The 19,631-nt window shown below is 70.8% G+C and carries 18 protein-coding genes; 10 read left to right on the forward strand and 8 right to left on the reverse strand.

What is annotated here, in order from left to right; genetic code table 11:
- The first annotated feature begins 49 nt into the window (after positions 1-49).
- The 5 genes from IO36_RS00745 to IO36_RS47310 all read left to right on the forward strand — a co-directional run bounded on the left by IO36_RS00745 (position 50) and on the right by IO36_RS47310 (position 5,349).
- The gene (locus IO36_RS00745; RefSeq protein ID WP_037614768.1) at positions 50-1,876 is read left to right on the forward strand and encodes an acyl-CoA dehydrogenase; all 1,827 of its coding nucleotides are present in this window, start codon (positions 50-52) and stop codon (positions 1,874-1,876) included.
- Positions 1,877-2,029: 153 nt separating this feature from the next.
- Positions 2,030-3,322 (forward strand): M18 family aminopeptidase, encoded by a 1,293-nt coding sequence (locus IO36_RS00750; RefSeq protein ID WP_037614770.1) that lies wholly within the window; start codon positions 2,030-2,032, stop codon positions 3,320-3,322.
- A 171-nt stretch (positions 3,323-3,493) separates the two neighbouring features.
- Complete coding sequence (locus IO36_RS00755; RefSeq protein WP_037614773.1) at positions 3,494-3,739, forward strand: DUF6458 family protein; 246 nt, start codon at positions 3,494-3,496, stop codon at positions 3,737-3,739.
- Between the two features lie 358 nt (positions 3,740-4,097).
- Positions 4,098-5,135, forward strand: coding sequence for a glycosyltransferase family 2 protein (locus IO36_RS00760; protein ID WP_037615332.1), 1,038 nt, complete (start codon positions 4,098-4,100; stop codon positions 5,133-5,135).
- Positions 5,136-5,184: 49 nt separating this feature from the next.
- Positions 5,185-5,349, forward strand: a complete 165-nt coding sequence (locus tag IO36_RS47310; RefSeq protein WP_167347378.1) for a hypothetical protein — start codon at positions 5,185-5,187, stop codon at positions 5,347-5,349.
- Positions 5,350-5,370: 21 nt separating this feature from the next.
- On the opposite strand, the gene IO36_RS00765 is transcribed toward IO36_RS47310, so the two are convergent.
- A complete protein-coding gene (locus tag IO36_RS00765) occupies positions 5,371-7,212 on the reverse strand; it encodes an NHL domain-containing thioredoxin family protein (protein WP_037614776.1) in 1,842 nt (613 codons plus the stop codon).
- Positions 7,213-7,295: 83 nt separating this feature from the next.
- Complete coding sequence (locus IO36_RS00770; protein WP_037614777.1) at positions 7,296-7,706, reverse strand: cupin domain-containing protein; 411 nt, start codon at positions 7,704-7,706, stop codon at positions 7,296-7,298.
- 51 nt (positions 7,707-7,757) lie between these two features.
- On the opposite strand from IO36_RS00770, the gene IO36_RS00775 reads away from it, so the two are divergent.
- Positions 7,758-8,900 carry a helix-turn-helix domain-containing protein gene (locus IO36_RS00775; protein ID WP_078942923.1) on the forward strand — a complete coding sequence of 381 codons (1,143 nt, stop codon included), beginning with the start codon at positions 7,758-7,760 and terminating at the stop codon, positions 8,898-8,900.
- A gap of 17 nt (positions 8,901-8,917) precedes the next feature.
- On the forward strand, positions 8,918-9,412 hold the full coding sequence (locus IO36_RS00780; protein ID WP_037614780.1) for an LURP-one-related/scramblase family protein: 495 nt from the start codon (positions 8,918-8,920) through the stop codon (positions 9,410-9,412).
- A 273-nt stretch (positions 9,413-9,685) separates the two neighbouring features.
- Here IO36_RS00780 and IO36_RS00785 read toward each other — a convergent pair whose 3' ends face one another.
- Positions 9,686-10,501, reverse strand: coding sequence for a carbon-nitrogen family hydrolase (locus tag IO36_RS00785; protein ID WP_037614782.1), 816 nt, complete (start codon positions 10,499-10,501; stop codon positions 9,686-9,688).
- Positions 10,502-10,655: 154 nt separating this feature from the next.
- Between IO36_RS00785 and IO36_RS00790 the strand changes: the two genes are divergently transcribed.
- Positions 10,656-11,480: a maleylpyruvate isomerase family mycothiol-dependent enzyme gene (locus tag IO36_RS00790; RefSeq protein ID WP_037614784.1), complete on the forward strand. Its 825-nt coding sequence runs from the start codon at positions 10,656-10,658 to the stop codon at positions 11,478-11,480.
- A gap of 64 nt (positions 11,481-11,544) precedes the next feature.
- Here the strand turns inward: IO36_RS00790 and IO36_RS00795 are convergent, their stop codons facing one another.
- Together IO36_RS00795 and IO36_RS00800 are read right to left on the reverse strand one after the other, a co-directional pair.
- A complete protein-coding gene (locus IO36_RS00795; RefSeq protein WP_037614786.1) occupies positions 11,545-12,843 on the reverse strand; it encodes an MFS transporter in 1,299 nt (432 codons plus the stop codon).
- Complete coding sequence (locus IO36_RS00800) at positions 12,840-13,514, reverse strand: GntR family transcriptional regulator (protein WP_037614788.1); 675 nt, start codon at positions 13,512-13,514, stop codon at positions 12,840-12,842. Before IO36_RS00800 ends, IO36_RS00795 begins: the two co-directional genes overlap by 4 nt.
- A gap of 213 nt (positions 13,515-13,727) precedes the next feature.
- Here IO36_RS00800 and IO36_RS00805 point away from each other — a divergent pair, with 213 nt between their 5' ends.
- Positions 13,728-14,624 (forward strand): D-alanyl-D-alanine carboxypeptidase family protein, encoded by an 897-nt coding sequence (locus tag IO36_RS00805; RefSeq protein ID WP_037614790.1) that lies wholly within the window; start codon positions 13,728-13,730, stop codon positions 14,622-14,624.
- Between the two features lie 209 nt (positions 14,625-14,833).
- On the opposite strand, the gene IO36_RS00810 is transcribed toward IO36_RS00805, so the two are convergent.
- The 3 genes from IO36_RS00810 to pdhA are packed head-to-tail and all read right to left on the reverse strand — an operon-like array spanning position 14,834 to position 18,504.
- Entirely contained in the window at positions 14,834-16,282 is a 1,449-nt protein-coding gene (locus IO36_RS00810) for a dihydrolipoamide acetyltransferase family protein (RefSeq protein ID WP_037614793.1), read from the reverse strand.
- 9 nt (positions 16,283-16,291) lie between these two features.
- Positions 16,292-17,272: an alpha-ketoacid dehydrogenase subunit beta gene (locus IO36_RS00815; RefSeq protein ID WP_037614796.1), complete on the reverse strand. Its 981-nt coding sequence runs from the start codon at positions 17,270-17,272 to the stop codon at positions 16,292-16,294.
- Positions 17,273-17,274: 2 nt separating this feature from the next.
- Positions 17,275-18,504, reverse strand: a complete 1,230-nt coding sequence (gene pdhA, locus IO36_RS00820) for a pyruvate dehydrogenase (acetyl-transferring) E1 component subunit alpha (protein ID WP_037614798.1) — start codon at positions 18,502-18,504, stop codon at positions 17,275-17,277.
- Between the two features lie 412 nt (positions 18,505-18,916).
- Here pdhA and IO36_RS00825 point away from each other — a divergent pair, with 412 nt between their 5' ends.
- On the forward strand, positions 18,917-19,582 hold the full coding sequence (locus IO36_RS00825; RefSeq protein ID WP_037615335.1) for a response regulator: 666 nt from the start codon (positions 18,917-18,919) through the stop codon (positions 19,580-19,582).
- Positions 19,583-19,631: the final 49 nt, after the last annotated feature.

The following is a 19,631-nucleotide window of genomic DNA, read 5'->3' on the forward strand; positions in this document are numbered from 1 at the left end:
CCAGATGCGAGGAGTCAGTGCCTCGCCGATCCCTTACGGAGCCGTCGCCATGGGGCACTACAAGTCGAATCTCCGCGACATCGAGTTCAACCTCTTCGAGGTGCTCGGGCGCGACAAGCTGTACGGCACCGGCCCGTTCGCGGAGATGGACACGGACACCGCCAAGAGCATCCTCGAGGAGCTGACCCGCCTCTCGGAGAACGAGCTGGCCGAGTCCTTCACCGACGCCGACCGCAACCCGCCGGTCTTCGACCCGGAGACCAACACCGCCCCGGTGCCGGCCTCCTTCAAGAAGTCGTACAAGGCGTTCATGGACTCCGAGTACTGGCGTCTGGGCGTACCCGAGGAGATCGGCGGCTCCACCTCGCCCCGCTCCCTGATCTGGGCGTACGCGGAGCTGATCCTCGGCGCGAACCCGGCGGTCTGGATGTACTCCTCCGGCCCCGCGTTCGCGGGCATCCTCTTCGAGGAGGGCAACGACGTCCAGAAGCACATCGCCGCGATGGCCGTCGAGAAGCGCTGGGGCTCCACCATGGTCCTCACCGAGCCCGACGCCGGCTCGGACGTGGGCGCCGGCCGCACCAAGGCGATCCAGCAGGCGGACGGCTCCTGGCACATCGAGGGCGTGAAGCGCTTCATCACCTCCGGTGAGCACGACATGGAGGAGAACATCCTCCACTACGTCCTCGCCCGCCCCGAGGGCCACGGCCCCGGCACCAAGGGCCTGTCCCTCTTCCTCGTCCCGAAGTACGAGTTCGACTTCGAGACCGGCGAGCTGGGCGAGCGCAACGGCGTGTACGCGACGAACGTCGAGCACAAGATGGGCCTCAAGGCCTCCAACACCTGCGAGATGACCTTCGGCGACCGCCACCCCGCCAAGGGCTGGCTGATCGGCGACAAGCACGACGGCATCCGCCAGATGTTCCGCATCATCGAGTTCGCCCGCATGATGGTCGGCACGAAGGCCATCTCCACGCTGTCGACGGGCTACCTGAACGCGCTGGAGTACGCCAAGGAGCGCGTCCAGGGCACCGACCTCGCGAACTTCATGGACAAGACCGCGCCCAAGGTCACCATCACGCACCACCCCGACGTGCGCCGCTCGCTCATGACGCAGAAGGCGTACGCCGAGGGCATGCGCGCGCTGGTCCTGCACACGGCCGCGGTCCAGGACGAGATCCAGCTCAAGGAGGCCGCCGGCGAGGACACCTCCGCCGCCGAGGCCCTGAACGACCTCCTCCTGCCGATCGTGAAGGGCTACGGCTCCGAGAAGGGCTACGAGCTGCTCGCCCAGTCGCTGCAGATCTTCGGCGGCTCCGGCTTCCTGCAGGAGTACCCGATCGAGCAGTACATCCGCGACGCCAAGATCGACACCCTGTACGAGGGCACCACCGCGATCCAGGGCCAGGACTTCTTCTTCCGGAAGATCGTCCGCAACCAGGGCGCCGCGCTGAACTCGCTGGCCGAGGACATCAAGAAGTTCCTCGCCATCGGCACCGGCGGCGAGGAGCTCTCCGCCGCCCGCGAGCAGCTCGCCAAGGCCGCCGTCGAGCTGGAGGCCATCGTCGGCCTCATGCTGACCGACCTCGCCGCCACCGAGCAGGACGTCAAGAACATCTACAAGGTGGGCCTCAACACCACCCGCCTGCTGATGGCCTCCGGCGACGTCGTCGTCGGCTACCTGCTGCTGCGCGGTGCCGCCGTAGCCGCCGAGAAGCTGGAGACCGCCTCCGCCAAGGACAAGGCGTTCTACACCGGCAAGATCGCGGCCGCGAAGTTCTTCGCCGCCACCGTGCTGCCGGGCGTCACCGGCGCCCGCAAGCTCGCCGAGGGCGTCGACCTCGACCTGATGGAGCTGGACGAGGCCGCCTTCTAAGGTCCCGCCGGCCCCTCCCGGGCCGCGCGGGGCACCACTCCGGCACCTGTCCCACGGTTCAGGTGTCCCGAGGTGTCCACCCTTCACATCCCCCTTACGAGGGCCCGTTCCCAACCCCGGGAGCGGGCCCTCGTGCGTCGTTAAGGTGAACCCATGAGTGCACCCACCCGCTTCGACCGCGGCCACACCGACGACCTCATGTCCTTCCTCGCCGCGAGCCCGACGCCGTACCACGCCGTGGCGACCGCCGCCGAGCGGCTGGAGAAGGCCGGGTTCCGTCAGGTCGCCGAGACCGACGCGTGGGAGGGGACCAGCGGCGGCAAGTACGTGCTGCGCGGCGGCGCGATCATCGCCTGGTACGTGCCGAAGGGCGCCGAGGCGCACACACCGTTCCGGATCATCGGCGCGCACACCGACTCCCCGAACCTGCGCGTCAAGCCGCTGCCGGACACCGGAGCCCACGGCTGGCGGCAGGTCGCCGTCGAGATCTACGGCGGACCGCTGCTCAACTCCTGGCTCGACCGGGACCTCGGCCTCGCCGGACGCCTGTCGCTGCGGGACGGCTCGACCCGCCTGGTCGACATCGACCGCCCGCTGCTGCGCGTGCCGCAGCTCGCCATCCACCTCGACCGCTCCGTCAACGACGGGCTCAAGCTCGACAAGCAGCGCCACCTCCAGCCCGTCTGGGGACTCGGCGACGCCCGCGAGGGCGACCTGATCTCCTTCCTCGAGCAGGAGTCCGGAGTGCCCGCGGGACAGGTCACCGGCTGGGACCTGATGACCCACTCCGTCGAGCGTCCCGCCTACCTGGGTCGCGACAACGAACTCCTCGCCGGACCGCGCATGGACAACCTGCTGTCCGTGCACGCCGCCACCGCCGCGCTGACGGCGGTCGCCACGGCCGACTCCGGTCTCTCCTACATCCCGGTCCTCGCCGCCTTCGACCACGAGGAGAACGGCTCGCAGAGCGACACCGGCGCCGACGGACCGCTGCTCGGCAACATGCTGGAACGTTCTGTCTTCGCCCGTGGCGGCTCCTACGAGGACCGGGCCCGCGCCTTCGCCGGCACCGTCTGTCTCTCCTGCGACACCGGCCACGCCGTGCACCCCAACTACGCCGAGCGCCACGACCCGACGCACCACCCGCGCGTCAACGGCGGCCCCATCCTCAAGGTGAACGTCAACAACCGCTACGCCACCGACGGTTCGGGCCGGTCCGTGTTCGCCGCCGCCTGCGAGAAGGCCGGCGTGCCCTTCCAGTCCTTCGTCTCCAACAACTCCATGCCCTGCGGCACCACCATCGGCCCCATCACCGCCGCACGGCACGGCATCACGACGGTCGACATCGGCGTGGCCATCCTGTCCATGCACAGCGCCCGCGAACTCTGCGGCTCCGAAGACCCGTTCCTCCTGGCCAACGCCCTGGTGGCATTCCTGGAGGGCTGAGTTCCGCCGCCCCGCCCGAACACCCTCCGCCGTACGGCGGGACGCGCGCCGCCCTCCGGAGAGGGCGGCGCGCGTCCGTGTGAGGGATCGCCTCCGCATGGGTCACGAGGTCCCGGGTACCCGGAACGCGTCCGGAACGACTCGGAGTTGCTACTCAAGGAGACGACACCCATGGGCCTGGGCGGATGCATCATCCTGATCGCCGCGGGGGCGATCCTCACGTTCGCGACCGACTGGCACATGCAGGGGGTCAACCTTCACCTGGTCGGCGTGATCCTCATGATCGTCGGCCTGATCGGCGTGACGACCTTCAGCAGCATCGCGCGACGCAGGCGCGTCGTCGTACCGCCGACGGCGACCGTCGTGGACGACGACCGCCACCGCCGCGACGGCTACTCCGACGGCTACGGCGTCTGACAGGACGTGCGCACCGACGGGTGTACGACACGTACGTCGTACGACGGACGGTGCGCACGGACGCATGTGACGTACCGTCGATAACGCGCACGGGAGGAATTCCCGTCAAGCACGCATAAAAGCAGGCAATACGCACTTTCTCCGTCTTGCCAAAATATGCTCATCGCGTGAAGACTGCGGGGCTTCCGAGGCCTGAGGGCGAGAAGTTCCACGACGGGGGAAGTCTGCCGTGCGCGACCTGGCGTTATCCGGGGACCATGATCCCGCCGTCGGCGCGGACCGCCGGCGGACCGGGCGCCACGCCCCCCGGCGCGCGCACGCCGCCCACGAGGAACCGCTCGAAACACCCCGTCTCGCGGTGCTCATACCGGCGCACAACGAACAGGACCGCATCGCCGACGCCATCGAGGGACTGTGGCGCCAGAGCAGACGCCCCGACCTGATCGTCGTCGTCGCCGACAACTGCACCGACGACACCGCCCGGGTCGCCACCGAACACGGCGCACAGGTCTTCCACACCCGGGACAACACCCACAAGAAGGCCGGCGCCCTCAACCAGGCCATCGCCTGGATCCTGCCGAACCTCGACGACCGTGACCTGCTCCTGGTGCAGGACGCGGACACCGTGCTCGACCCCTGGTTCACCGAGACCGCCCTGTCGACGTTCAACCGCAAGGTCGGCGCCGTCGGCGGGGTCTTCTACGGCGAGCAGGGCGGCGGACTCCTCGGCCTCCTCCAGCGCATGGAGTTCCACCGCTACGCCTGGGAACTGGAACGCGGCGGCGGCAAGGCCCAAGTGCTCACCGGCACCGGAACCATGTTCCGCGCCCGGGTGCTCCGCGAGGTGCGCGCCGCCCGCCGCTCGGGAGTGATCGGCGGCGGCAGCGACTACTACAGCCTGGCCTCGCTCACCGAGGACGACGAGATGACCAAGGCGGTCAAGACCCTCGGATACCGGACCATGTCCCCCGCCGGCTGCGCCGTCACCACCGAGGTCATGACCAGCCTGCCCAAGCTCTGGCACCAGCGGCTGCGCTGGCAGCGAGGCGCCCTGGAGAACCTCCGTGACTACGGCTGGACCCGGGTCACCGCTCGCTACTTCGTCCAGCAGTTCCTGATGGGCTTCGGCGCACTGTCCTTCCTCGTCTACCTGACCTTCATGGTCACGGCGGTCACGGCCTACGGCGTCCCCGGCCTCTCCCCGTTCTGGACCGCGATCGGCCTGGTCTTCATGGCCGAGAAGACCGTCTCCGTGCGCCGGGCCGGACCCCGGGCCCTCCTGGTGGCCGCGCTGATGATCCCGGAGATGCTCTACGACCTGTTCCAGCACGCCGTCTACTTCTCCTCGCTGTGGGGGCTGTTGCGCCGCAGCGAGGAGAAGTGGGTCGCCACATGAACCCCCCACGCGCTCTCGCACCAGCACGAACGCACCAAGGAGAACCACCATGTACGGAAGAGTGATCGGCGCCGGCACGACCGGTGCCGGCGGGGCCACGCTGGCCGCCACCGGTGTCTGGATGAACAGCATGGCGCTGATGGTGGCCGCCACCACGCTGGCGGCGGCCGGAATGGCCCTCTACAAGCTGGCGCCGCGCCCCCGCCGCCGCTGAACCGCCAGGAACCCCACGCGGTCAGGCCCCTTGGTCCTCCCGGTCGTCCATGCCCGCGAGGACCAGGGGCAGCCGGTCCGTTCCGCTCGGGGTGAGGCGGACCGGTACGCCCCAGTCCTGCTGGTGGACGTGGCAGGCCGGGTAGTCCTTGGCCGGGTCGTCGTCGCAGGACGCCGCCATCGCCGACACGTGCAGCACGCCCTGCCCGACGGCGGGGTTCAGCTCCAGCTCCCGCAAGAGATCGGTTCCGGCGCCCTCGCCGGCGAGCAGCAGCTCGGGCGGGGTCGCGGAGACCAGGAGCCGGGTGGACGGGCCGTACCGCGTGTCCAGCTTCTGTCCGGCCGGCGCCTGGAAGATCACGTCCAGCCGGACCGTCCCGGGGGCCACGTCGGTGGCCGCGCGCCGCGTGCGATGGGCGACCGACTCCACCCGCACGGCCTGCTCCGGCAGCCTCAGCCGGGTCAGCCGGTGCCGGGCGGACTCCACCACCACGATGTCGTCCCCCACGAGCACGGCGTCGCTCGGCTCGCGCAGGTCCGTGGCCAGCGTGGTCACCTCGCCCGTCGCGGGGTCGTACCGGCGCAGCGCGTGGTTGTAGGTGTCGCTGACCGCGACCGAACCGTCCGGCAGCGCCGTGACCCCCAACGGGTGCTGGAGCAGGGCCTGTCCGGCCGCGCCGTCACGGTGACCGAAGTCGAACAGCCCCGTGCCGACGGCCGTGTGCACCGACCCGTCCGGGTCCACCCAGCGCAGCGCCGAGGTCTCGGAGTCGGCCAGCCAGAGCCGGTCGGCGGTGGCGGCGAGCCCCGACGGCTGCGCGAACCAGGCCTCGGAGCCCGGCCCGTCGACCAGCCCCTCGTTCGTGGTGCCCGCGGTGACCTCGACGGTCCCGGCCGCCGGGTCGTACGCCCACAGCTGGTGCACCCCGGCCATCGCGATCCAGACCCTCCCGCCGAACAGGGCCACGTCCCACGGCGAGGACAGATCGATCTCGCGCGCCGGGCCCGACGTGGGCGACCCCTGCCACCACTGGCGGCCGGTGCCCGCGAGCGTGGTGACCGCGCCGGTCGCGAGATCGACCCGGCGCAGTGCGTGGTTGACGGTGTCCGCGACGACGACCGCGCCCTCGTCGAGCAGCGCGAGCCCCTGCGGCTCGCTGAACCCCGCCTCCCCGGCGGCCCCGTCCACGAAGCCCCGGACCCCGGACCCGATCCTCCGGACGACCGTCTCGCCGTCCTCCTCCAGCTCCACCAGCTGATGCCGGGTCGTGTCGCTGACCAGCAGGTTTCCCCCGGGCAGGGCGAGCGCCTTGCCCGGGAAGCGCAGCGCGGTCGGCTCGGGCTCGGGCGCCACGTACGGCCCGTCGCCGCGGCGCAGCGTGCCCTTCGCCGCGTGCTCGGCCTCCAGTTCCTCGACCAGCCGCCCGATGGCGTGGGCGTGCCCCTCACCGGCGTGCTGCGCGACGACGTACCCCTCGGGGTCGATCACCACGAGCGTCGGCCAGGCCCGTACGGCGTACTGCTTCCAGGTCACGAGCTCCGGATCGTCCAGCACCGGGTGCTCCACCCCGTACCGCTCCACCGCGTCCACGACCGCCTGGTGCTCCGCCTCGTGCACGAACTTCGGCGAGTGCACCCCGACGATGACGACGGTGTCCCGGTGCTTCTCCTCCAGCTCCCGCAACTCGTCGAGGACATGGAGGCAGTTGATGCAGCAGAAGGTCCAGAAATCCAGGATCAGGACGCGGCCGCGGAAGTCGGCGAGCCGCAGCTCCTTCCCGCCCGTGTTGAGCCACCCGCCCTTGCCGACGAGTTCGGGAGCACGGACACGGACACGGCGCGGGGCGGGCGAGGCGGCGTTCATGTGATCAAGGGTGCCACCGCGGAGGTCCGCCGCGAAAACCCCGGCCGCCGCGTGGCGGGCCGGGGCGGCGCGTGGTCCGGGGGTCAGTCCAGGGCGTGGCCCGTCGTCGCGTCCACGTGGGCCGGGATCTCCTCGTGGCGGTCGCCGACCGTGAGGGTGCCGGTGGGTTCGAACATGAGGATCGACGCACCGGCGGGGGCGGACGGCTTGTGCTCGGTTCCGCGCGGGACCGTGCAGACGGAGCCCTTGGGCAGGACGACCGTCCGCTCGCCGTCCGGTTCGCGGAGCGCGATGGTCAGTTCGCCCTCCAGGACCAGGAAGAACTCGTCCGTGTGGTCGTGCACGTGCCAGACGTGGTCGCCCTCGACCTTCGCGACGCGTACGTCGTAGTCGTTGACGGCGGTCACGATGCGCGGGCTCCACAGCTCGTCGAAGGAGGCGAGGGCGGCGGACAGGGACACGGGTTCGCCGCGGCGGGCGGGTGCGCTGGTCATGGGTTCATCGTCCGCGCCTCCCGGCACCCCCGCGAGTGCTAGAAATCGCTCATGCCGCAAGGATCCTCGCACCGCAGTCCCTCGGTCCCGGGACTGGCCGGGCCACCCGAGCCGGTGCAGTCCGCGCCGCACGGCCTCGGGGGCGCGGAGACCGTCGACGCGTGCGGGCTCGCACGATCCGCCTCCTGCCTTCCCCGAGGCGCGGAGCCCATCGGGTCCGGTCGGTCGGCGCCAGGCAGGGTGCACCGGGTCGTCGTCATCGTCGACGAGGGGACGAATCCCTTCGAAGTCGGCGTCGCCACCGAGCTGTTCGGGCTTCCCCGGCCCGAACTGGGGCGGCCCGAGCCGCTCTACGAGCTGACCCTGTGCGCCCCCGCGCCCGGCGTCCGCATGAACCACGGGTTCTTCACGCTGGCCGGGGTCCCCGACCTCGACGCGGTGGACGACGCCGACACCCTCCTCGTCCCCGGGCGTCCCGACAACGTCGTACCGCGCCGGCCGGCCGTTCTGGACGCCATCCGGCGCGGCCACGCGCGCGGGGCCCGGGTGGTGAGCTTCTGCACCGGATCGTTCGCGCTCGCCGAGGCGGGGCTGCTCGACGGGCGGCGCGCCACCACCCACTGGCGCTGGACGGACTCCTTCCGGGAACTGCACCCGCGGGTGCAGCTCGACCCGGACGTGCTCTTCGTCGACGAGGGGGACGTGCTGACGGCGGCGGGCAGCGCGGCCGCGCTCGACCTCGGGCTGCACCTGGTGCGGCGGGACCACGGCGCGGAGGTCGCGAACGCGGTGTCGCGCCGGCTGGTCTTCGCCGCGCACCGCGACGGGGGCCAGCGCCAGTTCGTGGAGCGGCCCCTGCCCGAGGTGCCGGACACGTCGCTGGCGCCGCTGCTGGCCTGGGCGCAGGGCCATCTCGGCGAGCCGCTGACGGTCGGGGACCTCGCCGCGTACGCCGCCGTCAGCCCGGCGACCCTGCACCGCCGCTTCCGCGCCCAGCTCGGCACGACCCCGCTCGCCTGGCTGACGGCGGAGCGGACCGCCCTCGCCTGCCGGCTCATCGAGCGGGGCGAGGCCCGGCTCGACGTGGTGGCCGTCCGCAGCGGGCTCGGGACCGCCGCGAACCTGCGCGAGCGGGTCCGCCGGGCGACGGGACTCAGCCCGTCGGCCTACCGGCGGCGTTTCGGACCGCCCTGAGGGGAACCGGTGACGGCATGAGATACCTCGTACGCGACCGGCTGCTCGGCATCGGTGACGACTACTGGATCGAGGACGACCACGGCGGCAAGGTCTTCCTGGTCGACGGCAAGGCCATGCGGCTGCGGGACACCTTCGAGCTGAAGGACGCCGACGGCCGGGTCCTGATCGACATCCACCAGAAGATGTTCTCGCTGCGCGACACGATGATCATCGAGCGGGACGGCGACCCGCTCGCGACCATCAAGCGCAAGCGGTGGTCCCTGCTGCGCAACCACTATCGGGTGTCGCTGGTCGACGGCACGGAACTCGACGTCAGCGGCAAGATCCTCGACCGTGAGTTCGCCGTCGACTACGACGGCGAACTCCTCGCCCAGATCTCCCGGCGCTGGCTCCACCTCCGTGACACCTACGGCGTCGACGTCGTGCGCGACGACGCCGATCCGGCGCTGCTGATCGCCGTCGCGGTGTGCGTGATCCATCTGGCGGAGAAGGAACGGGGGATCGACTGAGCGGACGGCGGCAGGGATTCCGGGCGCCGCCGGTGGCTCGGTCGGCGGCGGGGCGGCGGGCGGCGGGTCCGGTCGGCGGAGGGGATCCGGCCAGCGGGTCCGGTCAACGGGTCCGGTCAGCGGCGGGGGCTTCCGTCAGGGGCGTCGGCTCCCGTCACGAAGCCGCGGCCCCGGTCACCGGGCGGCGGCTCCGCCGAGGGGCGTCGGCTCTCTCCGGCGGGCGGCACCTTCCGCCCCCGAGCCGCGGCTCCGGTCACCGGGCGGCAGCTCCCCTCAGCGGGCCGGAGTGTCCAGGCCCAGCAGGCGGTCCTTGAGGGCCGGGAACTGTTCCCGCGTCGCCGCGACCTTCGCCGGGTCGAGGTCCACCGTGAGGACCTCCTCGCCCGGCCCCGCCTCGGCGAGGACCTCGCCCCAGGGGTCGACCACGATCGAGTGACCGGCCTGGGGAACTCCCGCGTGCGTACCGGCCGTTCCGCAGGCGAGGACGAACGCCTGGTTCTCGACGGCGCGCGCCTGGGCGAGCAGGGTCCAGTGGGCGCGGCGCCGCTCGGGCCAGCCGGCCGAGAGGACGAAGGTCTGCGCCCCCGCGTCGACGAGCCCGCGGAACATCTCGGGGAAGCGCAGGTCGTAGCAGGTGGCGAGGCCGACGACGGTCTCCGGCAGTTCCACCGTCACCAGCTCCGTGCCCGCGCCCATCAGCACGGCCTCGCCCTGGTCGAAGCCGAAGCGGTGGATCTTGCGGTAGGAGGCGACGAGTTCGCCGGCGGGGGAGTAGACGAGGGAGGTGTTGTAGAGCGCCCCCTCGGTCGCGGGACCGGTTCCGGACGCGGCGCGCTCGGGGATCGAGCCGGCGTGCAGCCACACGCCCGCGTCGCTCGCGGCCTTGCTCATGACCTCGTGGGTCGGCCCCCGGAGCGGTTCGGCCTGCGCCGCGAACTCCTCGTAGGCGAAGGCGCCGGTGGTCCACAGTTCGGGGAGCACGACGAGATCGGCTCCGGCCTGGTCACGTACCAGGTCGGCCACGCGCTCTCTGCGGGATGCGACCGATTCGTCGTCGTTTACGTCGATCTGGAGGAGCGAGGCGCGCACACTACCACCGTCCTGGCATTCGAGCCGTCGATACGGGCCTACGATCGTCACACGAAAGCACTGCCGGGGTGCCTCACAGCAGCGTAACTTAGCGTCCCAAGACACCCGCTGCCTCTGCACTGCCCGCGCCCGACCGCCCGAGGGGTCCCGTTCCGTGAGTCTGCATCCGAGCCTTCAGTCCTACGCCGACGCCTGGGCCCACTCGATCGAAGCGATATCCGAGCTGGTGCAGCCGCTTGTGGAGGGCGAGTGGAACCGGCGGACCCCGTGCCCCGGCTGGTCGGTCCGTGACATCGTCTCGCATGTCATCGGAATGGACTGCGAGATGCTCGGCGACCCGCGGCCGATCCACACCCTCCCCCGCGACCTGTACCACGTGACGAACGAGCACCAGCGGTACATGGAGATGCAGGTCGACGTGCGCCGCCACCACACGGCTCCGGAGATGACCTCCGAGCTGGAGTACACGGTCATCCGCCGCAACCGGCAGCTGCGGAACGAGTCGCGGCAGCCCGACGCCAAGGTGCGCGGTCCGCTCGGCACCGAGATCACCCTCGAACAGGCGATGCGCAACCGCGCCTTCGACGTGTGGGTGCACGAGCAGGACCTGCGGTACACGCTGGGCCGGCCGGGCAACCTCGACTCCCCCGGTTCCCAGATCGTGCGCGACCAGCTGCTGGCCGCGCTGCCGAAGGTCGTCGCCAAGGACGCGGGGGCGCCGGCGAACTCCGCGGTGGTCGTCGACGTGCACGGTCCCGTCGAGTTCCTCCGTACCGTCCGGGTCGACGCCGAGGGGCGCGGGACGGTCAGCAACTCGCCCTCCCTGGGTCCGGCGGCGAGCCTCAGCCTGGACTGGGAGACCTTCGTCCGACTGGCGTGCGGCCGCGTCCACCCCGACGCCGTGTCCGACCGCATCAAGTCCGAGGGCGACCCCGAGCTGGTCGCCGCCATCCTGCGCAATCTGGCCGTCACGCCGTAGCGGGCCGGGCGGCCGCCGCCCTCGTGACGGCCGTCCGCCACCCATCTCGGCGCGGCCCCGGCGGTCACGCCGGTACGTGCACCGTCTCCACCCGGCTGGCCACGAGCCGCTCCCGTTCCCGGCGGGCCGCCTGCTTCCGCAGCCGGAAGATCTGGCTCAGCCCGGCCGCCTGGAGCACGAACACGGCGGCGAAGGCGATCCGGTAGTTGTCGCCGGTGGCGTCGAGCAGGATGCCGATGGCCAGCAGGGTCGTCATCGAGGCGACGAAACCGCCCATGTTGGTGATCCCGGAGGCGGTTCCCTGACGCTCCGGCGGATTGGCCGGGCGCGCGAAGTCGAAGCCGAGCATCGAGGCCGGTCCGCAGAACCCGAGCACCACGCACAGCACGACCAGCAGCCCCATCGGCGCGTGTGCGCCGGGGTACACGAGGACCGTCGCCCACGCGAGGGCCGTCGCCGCGACCGTGCCGAGCGCCAGCGGCAGCCGCGCGGTGTGGTGCCGGGCGACGATCTGTCCGTAGATCAGTCCGGCGCCCATGTTGGACAGGACGACGAGGGTGAGCAGTTCACCGGCGGTGGCCCGGGTGAGCCCCTGGGCCTGGACGAGGAACGGCATCCCCCACAGCAGCAGGAACACCATCGCCGGGAACTGCGTGGTGAAGTGCACCCACAGACCCAGCCGGGTGCCGGGTTCCCGCCAGGCCGCGGCGATCTGACGGCGGACGTAGGCGGAGCCCCGGTGCGGGAACGGCTCCGGGTGGTGGCCCTCGGGGTGGTCCTGCAGGAACAGCAGCAGCAGGACGAGGACGAGGGCACCGGCGGCGGCGCTGCCGGCGAACGCGGCGGTCCAGCCGACCCCGTGCAGCAGCCGGGCGATGACGAGCGTCGAGACGAGGTTGCCGGCCATGCCGGCGAGGCCCGCGAGCTGCGCGACGAGCGGTCCGCGCCGGGCGGGGAACCACCGGGTGCCGAGCCGCAGCACGCTGATGAAGGTCATCGCGTCCCCGCAGCCCAGGAGGGCGCGCGAGGCGAGCGCCATGCCGTACGAGGCGGAGAACGCGAAGCCGAGCTGTCCGGCCGTGAACAGCAGGACGCCGATGGTCAGCACCTTCTTGGTGCCGAGCCGGTCGACCAGCAGTCCGACCGGTATCTGCATGCCCGCGTACACGAGGAGCTGGAGGATGGAGAAGGTGGACAGGGCGGAGGCGCCCACGTGGAAGCGCTCCGCGGCGTCGAGCCCGGCCACCCCGAGGGAGGTCCGGAAGATGACGGCGACGAAGTAGACCGAGACGCCGATGCTCCAGACGGCGATCGCTCTCCGGCCGCCGGGCGGGTCGCCGGGCAGGGTGGCCGCGCGGTTCATCGGACCTCGCCCCGGGCCAGGTTGGAGAACCAGCTGACGTGTCCGTGGATGAGGCCGACGACCGCGTCGGCGTCTCCGGAGCGCAGGGCCTGAAGGATCTGCTCGTGCTCGACGAGCGTCTTGGTGATCCGGTCGGGGTGGGCGTGCATCACGGCGACTCCCATCCGCAGCTGCCGGTCGCGCAGCTGGTCGTAGAGCCGGGAGAGGATCTCGTTGCCGCCGCTGCGGACGATCTCGGCGTGGAAGCAGCGGTCGGTGACGGCCGCGGCGGCCAGATCTCCGGCGGCGGCCTGCTCCTTCTGCCGCTCCAGCAGTTCCTCCAGCCGGGCCAGCAGTTGCGGCGACGCCGGTACGGCCTTGCGCGCGGCGTGCTCCTCCACGAGCTGGCGGGTCTCGACCACGTCCGCGATCTCCTGGGCGGAGACCGGCAGGACGAGCGCGCCCTTCTTCGGGTAGAGCTTGATCAGCCCCTCGGCCTCCAGGCGGAGCAGCGCCTCGCGGACCGGGGTGCGGGACACGCCCACCGCGTCGGCCAGCTCGCCCTCGGTGAGCAGGGCCCCGCCTTCGTACCGGCGCTCCAGGACCCCCTCTTTGACGTGCGCGTAGACACGGTCCGCGGCCGGCGGCTGTTTCACGGGAGGCCGCGTCGCCGCGGGAGGGGCTGAAGGCATGCGCACATCATAGATACAACACGTACGCATGGCCGGGGGCATTTCAGCATGCGGACCCCGACGGACCGTCAACAGTTGCCTCATGTAACCCAAGTCACATGAATTTCATGCGTTCGCCGCACATCCCTTTGCCGATGCCGCGAGTCTGAACGTGGGACGGCACTGCCATGTGCCTGTCTCTCAGGGGCATTTCGCGCATTCGGAGCGTTCATTTTGATTACCGGCATTAAGGGCACGCGTTTCCGCAGGGCCGCCGCTGTGACCCTCACGACCGGCGCCGTGCTGGCAGCCGGAGCCTTCGGCGCCGCACCGGCGGGCGCCGTCGCCACCCCGACGATCGCCGCCAAGGGCGGCTACGTGATGAACAACGGGACCGCCGCGTCCCTTTACACGAAGGCCGCGGACACCAAGCTGTCCACCGGCTCCACCACGAAGATCATGACGGCCAAGGTGGTTCTGGCCCAGGCGAACCTGAACCTGGACGCCAAGGTCACGATCCAGAAGGCGTACAGCGACTACGTGGTCGCCAAGAACGCCTCGCAGGCCCACCTGATCGTCGGTGACAAGGTCACCGTCCGTCAGCTGCTCTACGGTCTGATGCTGCCGTCCGGCTGCGACGCCGCCTACGCGCTCGCCGACAAGTTCGGCACGGGTTCCACCCGTGACGCCCGTGTGAAGTCGTTCATCGGCAAGATGAACTCGGCCGCGACGGCCCTGCACCTGACGCACACGCACTTCGACTCGTTCGACGGCATCGGCAACGGCAACAACTGGTCCACGCCGCGCGACCTGACGAAGATCGCCAGCAGCGCCATGAAGAACTCGACGTTCCGGACCATCGTGAAGACGAAGTCCTACACGGCGAAGACGGTCACGAAGGTCAACACCACGCGCACCATGGCGCCGTGGACCAACACCAACGGCCTGCTGAGCAGCTACAGCGGCGCCATCGGCGTGAAGACCGGCTCCGGCCCCGAGGCCAAGTACTGCCTCGTCTTCGCTGCCACCCGCAACGGCAAGACGGTCATCGGGACGGTCCTCGCCTCGACGTCCATCCCGGCCCGCGAGTCGGACGCCACCAAGCTGATGAACTACGCGTTCGCCCGCTAAGGCGCACACGGACACAGCGGCACATACCCCAAGAGGGGCCCTCCACGCACTGCGTGGAGGGCCCCTCTTGCGTTGTTCCCGCTCCACGAGCAGCGGACCCGGGCCCGGACACGCCGAGGGCGCCCCTTCCCGTGCGGGAGGAGGCGCCCTCGGCGGTCGCGCATGCGTCGGGCCGGCCGGCGGGGGTCAGGCCCGCGCGGCCGCCCGGCTCACGCCCAGGTGATCAGACGCTTCGGCTGCTCCAGGACGGCCGCCGTGTCGGCGAGGACCTTGGAGCCGAGCTCGCCGTCGACCAGACGGTGGTCGAAGGAGAGCGCCAGCGTGGTGACCTGACGGGGCTTGACCTTGCCCTTGTGGACCCAGGGCTGGAGCTTGATCGCGCCCACCGCGAGGATCGCGGACTCGCCCGGGTTGAGAATCGGCGTGCCCGTGTCGACGCCGAAGACGCCGACGTTGGTGATCGTCACCGTGCCGCCCTGCATCGCGGCCGGCGAGGTCTTGCCCTCACGGGCCGTCGCCACCAGCTCGCCCAGCGACTCCGCCAGCTGCGGCAGGGTCTTGGAGTGGGCGTCCTTGATGTTCGGCACGATCAGACCGCGCGGGGTGGCGGCGGCGATGCCCAGATTCACATAGTGCTTCCGGACGATCTCCTGGTTCGCCTCGTCCCAGGACGCGTTGACGTCCGGGTTGCGCTTGATCGCGACCAGCAGGGCCTTGGCCACGAGCAGCAGCGGATTGACCCGCAGCCCCTGCATGTCCTTGTCCTGCTTGAGCTCCTCGACCAGACGCATCGTGCGGGTCACGTCGACCGTCACGAACTCGGTGACGTGCGGCGCGGTGAACGCCGAACCCACCATCGCGACGGCCGTCGCCTTGCGGACACCCTTGACCGGGATCCGGGTCTCGCGTGCGCCGTCGTACGAGGCGGCCGGGGCCGGGACCTGCGGCTGCGCGGGAGCGGCCTGCGGAGCCGGGACCGCGGCCGGGGCCACGACCGGAGCGGGCGCCTGCGCCGGGGCGGCCGCCGCGTGCACGTCCTCGCGGGTGATGACCCCGTCCGGGCCGGACGGGGTGACCGTCGCCAGGTCGACGCCGAGGTCCTTGGCCAGCTTGCGGACCGGGGGCTTGGCCAGGGGGCGCTGCTGCGGGGCGGATCCGTGGCCGTTGAGCTCGCCCTGGATCGCGGTGGCCGCGCGCACCGTCCCGCCCTGCCGGTCCGGGGTCTCGGCGCCCTTGCGGGGACGGCGCTTGGTGGAGGACTCCGCCACGCCGTACCCGACGAGGACCGGCTTGCGGCCCTCGGGCTTGGCCTCCTCGGCGGGGGCCTCCACCGGGGCGGCGGGGGCCACGGGGGCCTCGGCGGCCGGGGCCGCCGGCGCGGGCGCCGTGCCACCGGACACGTCGACCGTGATGATCACCTGGCCGACGTCCACCGTCGTGCCCTCGGGGAAGCGGAGTTCGCTCACCACACCGTCGAACGGGATCGGCAGCTCGACCGCGGCCTTGGCCGTCTCGACCTCGCACACGACCTGGCCGTCGGTGACGGTGTCACCGACCTGGACGTACCACTTGAGGATCTCCGCCTCGGTGAGCCCCTCGCCCACGTCGGGCATCTTGAACTCGCGGAGTCCCGACGCGTTCTCAGTCATCGTCGTCACGACTCTCTCCTAGTACGCCAGCGAGCGGTCGACGGCGTCGAGCACCCGGTCCAGGCCCGGAAGGTACTCCTCCTCCAGGCGGGCCGGCGGGTACGGGGCGTGATAGCCGCCGACCCGCAGGACGGGCGCCTCCAGGTGGTAGAAGCACCGCTCGGTGATACGGGCCGCGATCTCCGCGCCCGTGCCGAGGAACACCGGCGCCTCGTGCACCACGACCAGACGGCGGGTCTTCTCGACCGAGGCCTGGATCGAGTCGAAGTCGATCGGCGACATCGAGCGCAGGTCCAGGACCTCGATCGACTTGCCCTCCTCCTGGGCGGCCGCGGCGGCCTCCAGGCAGACCTTCACCATCGGGCCGTAGGCGGCCAGGGTCAGATCGCTGCCCTCGCGGGCCACCCGCACCCCGTGCAGCGGACCGGGGATGGCGTCCTTGTCGACCTCGGCCTTGTCCCAGTAGCGCCGCTTCGGCTCGAAGAAGATCACCGGGTCGTCGCTCTGGATGGCCTGCTGCATCATCCAGTAGGCGTCGCCCGCGTTCGAGGGGGAGACCACCTTGAGGCCCGCCACGTGCGCGAAGAGCGCCTCCGGGGACTCCGAGTGGTGCTCGACCGCGCCGATGCCGCCGCCGTACGGGATACGGACGACGACGGGGAGCTTGATCTTGCCCAGGGCCCGCGCGTGCATCTTCGCGAGCTGGGTGACGATCTGGTCGTACGCCGGGAAGACGAATCCGTCGAACTGGATCTCCACGACCGGGCGGTAGCCGCGCAGGGCCAGGCCGATCGCGGTGCCGACGATGCCCGACTCGGCGAGCGGGGTGTCGATGACCCGCTCCTCGCCGAAGTCCTTCTGGAGCCCGTCGGTGACCCGGAAGACACCACCGAGCTTGCCGACGTCCTCGCCCATGATGAGGACCTTGGGGTCGGCCTCGAGGGCCGTGCGCAGCGATTCGTTGATCGCCTTGGCCAGCGCCATCTTCTCGATCGTCATGGCTACTTGCCCTCCCCGGCGTCCGCGAACGACGCCTGGTAGGCGGCGAACTGGGCGCGCTCCTCGTCGACGAGCGCGTGCCCGTCCGCGTACACGTTCTCGAAGATGGCGAAGTTGTCCGGGTCCGGCATGGCCCGCACGACGTCGCGCACTCGCTTGCCCAACGCCTCGCTCTCGGCCTCGAGTTCCGCGAAGAATCCCTCGTCCGCGTGGTTTGCGCCCTCCAGGTAGGCGCGCAGGCGCAGGATCGGGTCCTTCGCCTCCCACGCCTCGCGCTCCTCGTCGGCCCGGTACTTCGTCGGGTCGTCGGAGGTGGTGTGCGCGCCCATGCGGTACGTGTACGCCTCGAGCAGGGTGGGGCCCTCGCCGTTGCGGGCCCGCTCCAGGGCCCACTTGGTGACCGCGAGGCACGCGAGGACGTCGTTGCCGTCGACCCGGACGCCCGGGAAGCCGAAGCCCTGCGCGCGCTGGTACAGCGGCACGCGCATCTGGCGCTCGGTCGGCTCGGAGATCGCCCACTGGTTGTTCTGGCAGAAGAACACGACGGGAGCGTTGTAGACCGCGCCGAAGTTGAAGGCTTCCATGACGTCGCCCTGGCTGGAGGCGCCGTCACCGAAGTACGCGATCACGGCCGAGTCGGCACCGTCCTTGGCGACGCCCATGGCGTAGCCGGTGGCGTGCAGCGTCTGCGAGCCGATGACGATCGTGTACAGGTGGAAGTTGTTGCCGTTCGGGTCCCAGCCGCCGTTGTTCACACCCCTGAACATGCCGAGCAGGTTGGTCGGGTCGACCCCGCGGCACCAAGCGACGCCGTGCTCGCGGTAGGTCGGGAAGACGTAGTCGTCGGCGCGGGTGGCGCGGCCGGATCCGATCTGCGCGGCCTCCTGGCCGAGCATCGAGGCCCACAGGCCCAGCTCGCCCTGGCGCTGCAGGGAGGTGGCCTCCGCGTCGAAGCGGCGGCTCAGGACCATGTCCCGGTACAGGCCGCGCAGCTCCTCGGGGGTGATGTCGGCGACGTACCGGTCGTACGTGGCGTCCTTGACCCGCTTGCCTTCCGGGGTCAGCAGCTGAACGAGCTCCGGCTCGCCGCCGGTCGCACCGGGCGACTTCTTGGCGGCCGCGCCGGCGCTCCTGCTCGCGGCGCTCTTGGTACCGGTCGTACTGGCGCTCGCGGCGCTCTTCGTACCGGCGCTGCGTCGCGGCTTGCGCGCGGCAGTGCTCTCCACGGTCACGTGTGCTCCTCCGTCGGTCCGGCCCCCGGGGTTGCCGGAAGGCTGGGGTCCCCCTCGCTCGCGGTTCGAGCTCGGGAGAGCGGCTCGCCTGTTCCGGCACCCGTGCACGGGGTGGGTGCCACTCGGCCGGGAACAGGCGTGACAGGTGCCCCGGCGAGCGCCCTGCAACTGCCACGTTACCCAGTGCTTCACAATTCTGTGAAACCCCTCCTGACCTGCGATTTTGATAGGAAATCCAAGTACTTGGAAACGTGGATTTCCTACTAAGTCGAACAGATCGGAGCAGTCGCTGGTCACAGCACTGGTCACAGCCTTGCAGGGGGCCGGAACACCGGCACGTTATCCCGGCCACCCCGGGCTCGGGAAGAGTTCACCTGGGGCAATGCCCATGATCGTGTGTGACACTGACAGGGTGCGTGAAATCGGGAAAATCACCGTATTCCTCCTCGATGACCACGAAGTCGTCCGCCGCGGCGTCCACGAGCTGCTCTCGGTCGAGGACGACATCGAGGTGGTGGGCGAGGCGGGTACGGCGGCCGACGCACTGGTACGGATCCCGGCCACCCGTCCGGACGTGGCCGTGCTCGACGTGCGGCTCCCGGACGGCAGCGGGGTGGAGGTCTGCCGCGAGATCCGCTCCGCGGACGAGAGCATCAAGTGCCTGATGCTGACCTCGTACGCCGACGACGAGGCCCTGTTCGACGCGATCATGGCGGGTGCCTCGGGCTACGTCCTCAAGGCGATCCGCGGCAACGAGCTGCTCGCGGCCGTGCGGGACGTCGCGGCGGGGAAGTCCCTGCTCGACCCGGTGGCCACCGCGCGCGTCCTGGAACGGCTGCGGGACGGCGGCGCCGCGAAGGACGACGACCGGCTCGCCCGCCTCACCGACCAGGAACGCAGGATTCTCGACCTGATCGGCGAGGGGCTCACCAATCGCCAGATCGGGGAGCGATTGCACCTCGCCGAGAAAACGATCAAGAATTACGTGTCGAGCCTGCTGTCCAAACTGGGAATGCAGCGCCGCTCGCAGGCGGCGGCCTACGTGGCCCGCAAACAGGCGGAGCGGCAGAACCACTGAATCCGATTGATCCGGAACGGCGGATTCATTCGCTGCGACGTCAGCGCGG

This window comes from Streptomyces aureus (genome assembly GCF_000725495.1).
GTDB classification, from domain to species: domain Bacteria; phylum Actinomycetota; class Actinomycetes; order Streptomycetales; family Streptomycetaceae; genus Streptomyces; species Streptomyces aureus_B.